Genomic DNA, 3,286 nt, shown 5'->3' on the forward strand with positions numbered 1-3,286 from the left:
CCCCCCCCCCGGCCCCGCCTCCCCCTAAAACCCCCTCACTGCCTCGTCTCCCCCCGGCCCCCACAATTTGGGGGGGGCCACGGCTCTAAGCTCTTGTTTTGACGCGCTCTCTTGCGACGAACCGGAGCCACTTCGTCGGAGAGCGCTCTAGCTGATCGCCGCCGGGTGGCGGGATGGCGCGCCCTTGTAGTGGCGCGGGATCAGCGGGCAGCCATCGTGGACGCGAAAATGTGACGGCGAGGCGCGCCGCACCGCCGTGTAGCCGCCCTGAATCATCAGGCGTCCGAAGCAGGCCGGGCAGCGCTTGAGGGCGTCGCGATGACGCGCTTGCGCCTCGTCGATCGTCATGGCCACCCAGGCCCCTTCGACGGAGACTTCGCAGGTCGGGGTTCCGGGCTTCACCATGACGCGACGATGCCGTCTGCCGGCGGGCCGCGCCAGCGCAGGGGCGCCACAGCGGGCCACCGACAGGCGTGCAGGTTATGCCGCAAAGCGTCGCGGCCGGACCCGGTCCGGGCCTCGTCGCGCCGAGGTCGTGTGCCGGATGGTCGATCGTACCCTGCGCGGTGGCGCAGCAACTACTTCTGCGCCGACCGGGTCTTGATACACAGCAACACGCGCCGGATGTGGTTGCGCAACTGATCTTTGCTGTCCGACGGTGCCTCGGTTTTATTGGCCGAGTCCGGTTTGTTACACGTCGACATGGCAAGTGCCCCAAGGAAGGAGCGCCACCTCAGCGGGCCTTAGGGCCTTGGTTCGGAAGGCGATCGCCAATAGCTTTAGTGGATCGTCTCGCCAAAATCTCGACATAATTGCAACTCGCGCAGCCAATTCAGGTTTGAGATATTTTAAGTTTTATCGTTGTTTTTGAATGCTGCTGTGCCGTTACGCACTACGTAGCCGAATTCATGGACCCTTGCGGGGGATTCGATCTGGGGGACCTGCCAGATGCCCGAGCGCTTCTACTTCGATATCGAGAACGGCGCCGAGGCGATCCGCGACGAGGACGGCGTCGAGGCTGCCAGTCCGGATGCGGCCCTGGAGGAAGCCCGGAGCGTGATCCGGGAGATGGCCGCCGAGTTGGCCGCCGCAGATCCCGACGCGGCCTGGACCCTGATCGTGCGCGACGCGTCCGGATTCGTGGTCGGTCGCCTGCCGGTCACGCCCTAGATCCGCGCCGGCCCCGCGGCGATCGGCGGGGCCGCACAGCCGGCCGCGGCCGGCGCGTCAAAAATGCGCGGGCGGGCGGCGGATCTTAGCCGCAGGTCCAAGAGCTAGCGGAGCATGTGGTATCTCTACGGACTCACCATCCTCGCCGGCCTCGCGAATGCGATCCAGCCCGGCCAGAACGCGACGCTCTCGAAATCCCTCGGCCTGCCGATCACGGCCGCGCTGCTGACGCTTCTCGTCAGTACGTCCGCCCTCTTGGTGGGCGGCCTCGCCGTCGGCAAGCTCGAGATCCCGAGCGGGCAGCAATGGGCTCAGGTGCCCTGGTGGGCCTGGCTCGGCGGGTTCCTCAGCATCTTGCTGATCCTCGCCCAACTCTACGCGTCGCCGGCCATCGGCGCCGCGTCCTTCCTCGGCATCATCGTCACCGTGGGCGTGGTCGCCTCGATCGTGCTCGACCATTACGGCTGGGTCGGCTTCGCGGTGCATCCGGCAAGCGTCTGGCGGATGCTGGGCGCCGTCCTGATGATCGCCGGCGTGGCGCTGGTCGCGCTGTTCTAAGCGGCTGACGCGCTCAGAACGAATCTGGGGCGGCCACGGCCTCGGCGGCGTAGCGAGCCCGGCCGGGGCCGTCGGCCGGCACGCCGCTGTCGGCGCACCACGCCGCGAACGCAGCGGGCTCGATCGGCACGCGCACCACGGCGACGCCGCTGCGCTGGACCTCGCGTTCCATCTGCTCGGTGGCGATCCGCCAGGTCTCGTATCGGGGCGGCAGCCTCGGTCCGTCGGCGAGGTTGGCCCGGAGCGCCTCGTAATGCTCCGGGGCGTACCAGGGCAGGCCGACGCGGCGCGGACGGGTCATCGGAAGCTCGCAGGCCATGGGCGTCGGAACGCGGCACCGACCGCTCCTCGGCCGGCATCACGTCCCTCAACGGCGCAGCGCGACATTCGGTTCTGCCGCACATTCGGCATCAACAGTCCGCCGGCCCTCGACGCGTCGCTCGGCCATGGTGTGGAAGCACACCTGTGAGATGAACGGGCCGTCCTTATGCGTGCGGCGACGCTCTTCCGGCCGTTGCTGGTTCGACCGGTCGCCCTTACCTCCGCCCTGCAGGCCCCGATGGCATCGGGGTCCTGCTGCCCTTCCCAAGGGGTGTCTCCTCCCAAGACTTCGGGCCGCCCCATCAGGGGTGGCCTTTTTTGTCTCCGGGGTCCGATCGATCGGACGGTACGACGCTCCGTCCCTCGCGGCGGGAGGCCGGCGCATTGTTGCGAGAGCCGGCGGGCCACCGTCCGGGATGATGCACGAGAGCGCTCGCCGCCGAAGTGGATGTCGGTTCGGCGGAAGCGAGCGCGTTCGCTCAAAGACTTAGAGCCGTCGCCGAATACAGCGCGATCGGGAGCGGCTTCAATCTATGGCCTCGGCCGTCCGTGAGATGGCGCCACCGCGCCCGAAGGTCTCGTGGGCCGCCTGCGCCAGCTCCCGGCGGGCGACGACGTCGGCCAGGGCCATCAGGATGCCCATCAGCCCCAGGACCAAGACAATGCGGCGGAGGATCGGTCGATTGGACATGCGCGGCATCCAGAGACGTCGGGCTGTCTAGCAGGCCCCCCGGAAAGCGGCTGCCGCCCCCGGGCCACAGTGGGTACGGAATGTGAACGCGGTCCCTGTCGCCGCCTTCCGCCTCCCTCCGCGGGCCCGTCCTGTCGCCCTTCGGCCACAGGGGCTCGGCAATTGCCGCCTTTGCCGCAACCGATGCCCGGCGTCGGCGTTGTCGCAGTCGGCCCAGTATTCCCGAATGATGTCTGCCGGACCGCAGCCATTTACCGTCGGTTTACTATGACGCCTCGTGTCGTTGCCGGCGGGTGTGTCCGTAAAACTACAGCTTTATTCCCGACGGATTGGTAGTCATGGCGTCAGATTTCACGCCCTGGATTACCCCGCATGACCAAGCTTCTCGCCTCGCTCGCCACCTTCACCGCCCTGACCGGCGCGGCTGCCGCCGCCGACCTGCCGCGTCGCGCCGCCCCGCCGCCCGTGTTCACCCCGGTGCCGGTGTTCACCTGGACCGGCTTCTACGCTGGTTTCAACGCCGGCTACGCGTTCGACGCCAGCAGC

5 protein-coding genes and 1 pseudogene are annotated in these 3,286 nt (G+C 68.0%); 3 read left to right on the forward strand and 3 right to left on the reverse strand.

Annotated elements, in window-relative coordinates; genetic code table 11:
- Positions 1-147 precede the first annotated feature (147 nt).
- A complete protein-coding gene (locus tag FV233_RS28785) occupies positions 148-405 on the reverse strand; it encodes a hypothetical protein (RefSeq protein ID WP_147899566.1) in 258 nt (85 codons plus the stop codon).
- Between the two features lie 543 nt (positions 406-948).
- On the opposite strand from FV233_RS28785, the gene FV233_RS28790 reads away from it, so the two are divergent.
- On the forward strand, positions 949-1,170 hold the full coding sequence (locus FV233_RS28790) for a hypothetical protein (protein ID WP_147899567.1): 222 nt from the start codon (positions 949-951) through the stop codon (positions 1,168-1,170).
- A 114-nt stretch (positions 1,171-1,284) separates the two neighbouring features.
- Positions 1,285-1,728 (forward strand): DMT family transporter, encoded by a 444-nt coding sequence (locus tag FV233_RS28795; RefSeq protein ID WP_147899568.1) that lies wholly within the window; start codon positions 1,285-1,287, stop codon positions 1,726-1,728.
- A 13-nt stretch (positions 1,729-1,741) separates the two neighbouring features.
- On the opposite strand, the gene FV233_RS28800 is transcribed toward FV233_RS28795, so the two are convergent.
- Complete coding sequence (locus tag FV233_RS28800) at positions 1,742-2,029, reverse strand: hypothetical protein (protein WP_147899569.1); 288 nt, start codon at positions 2,027-2,029, stop codon at positions 1,742-1,744.
- A gap of 546 nt (positions 2,030-2,575) precedes the next feature.
- On the reverse strand, positions 2,576-2,740 hold the full coding sequence (locus tag FV233_RS30745; RefSeq protein ID WP_187277602.1) for a hypothetical protein: 165 nt from the start codon (positions 2,738-2,740) through the stop codon (positions 2,576-2,578).
- A 372-nt stretch (positions 2,741-3,112) separates the two neighbouring features.
- Here FV233_RS30745 and FV233_RS31790 point away from each other — a divergent pair.
- Positions 3,113-3,286, forward strand: a pseudogene (locus tag FV233_RS31790) (porin family protein); the annotation flags it as partial.

Source organism: Methylobacterium sp. WL7 (assembly GCF_008040085.1).
Lineage (GTDB): Bacteria > Pseudomonadota > Alphaproteobacteria > Rhizobiales > Beijerinckiaceae > Methylobacterium > Methylobacterium mesophilicum.

Bases quoted from the DNA above. Each gene is read 5' to 3' on its own strand.
- FV233_RS28790 (WP_147899567.1), top strand. From the start codon at position 949: ATGCCCGAGCGCTTCTACTTCGATATCGAGAACGGCGCCGAGGCGATC.
- FV233_RS30745 (WP_187277602.1), bottom strand. From the start codon at position 2,740: ATGTCCAATCGACCGATCCTCCGCCGCATTGTCTTGGTCCTGGGGCTG.
- FV233_RS28800 (WP_147899569.1), bottom strand. From the start codon at position 2,029: ATGACCCGTCCGCGCCGCGTCGGCCTGCCCTGGTACGCCCCGGAGCAT.
- FV233_RS28795 (WP_147899568.1), top strand. From the start codon at position 1,285: ATGTGGTATCTCTACGGACTCACCATCCTCGCCGGCCTCGCGAATGCG.
- FV233_RS28785 (WP_147899566.1), bottom strand. From the start codon at position 405: ATGGTGAAGCCCGGAACCCCGACCTGCGAAGTCTCCGTCGAAGGGGCC.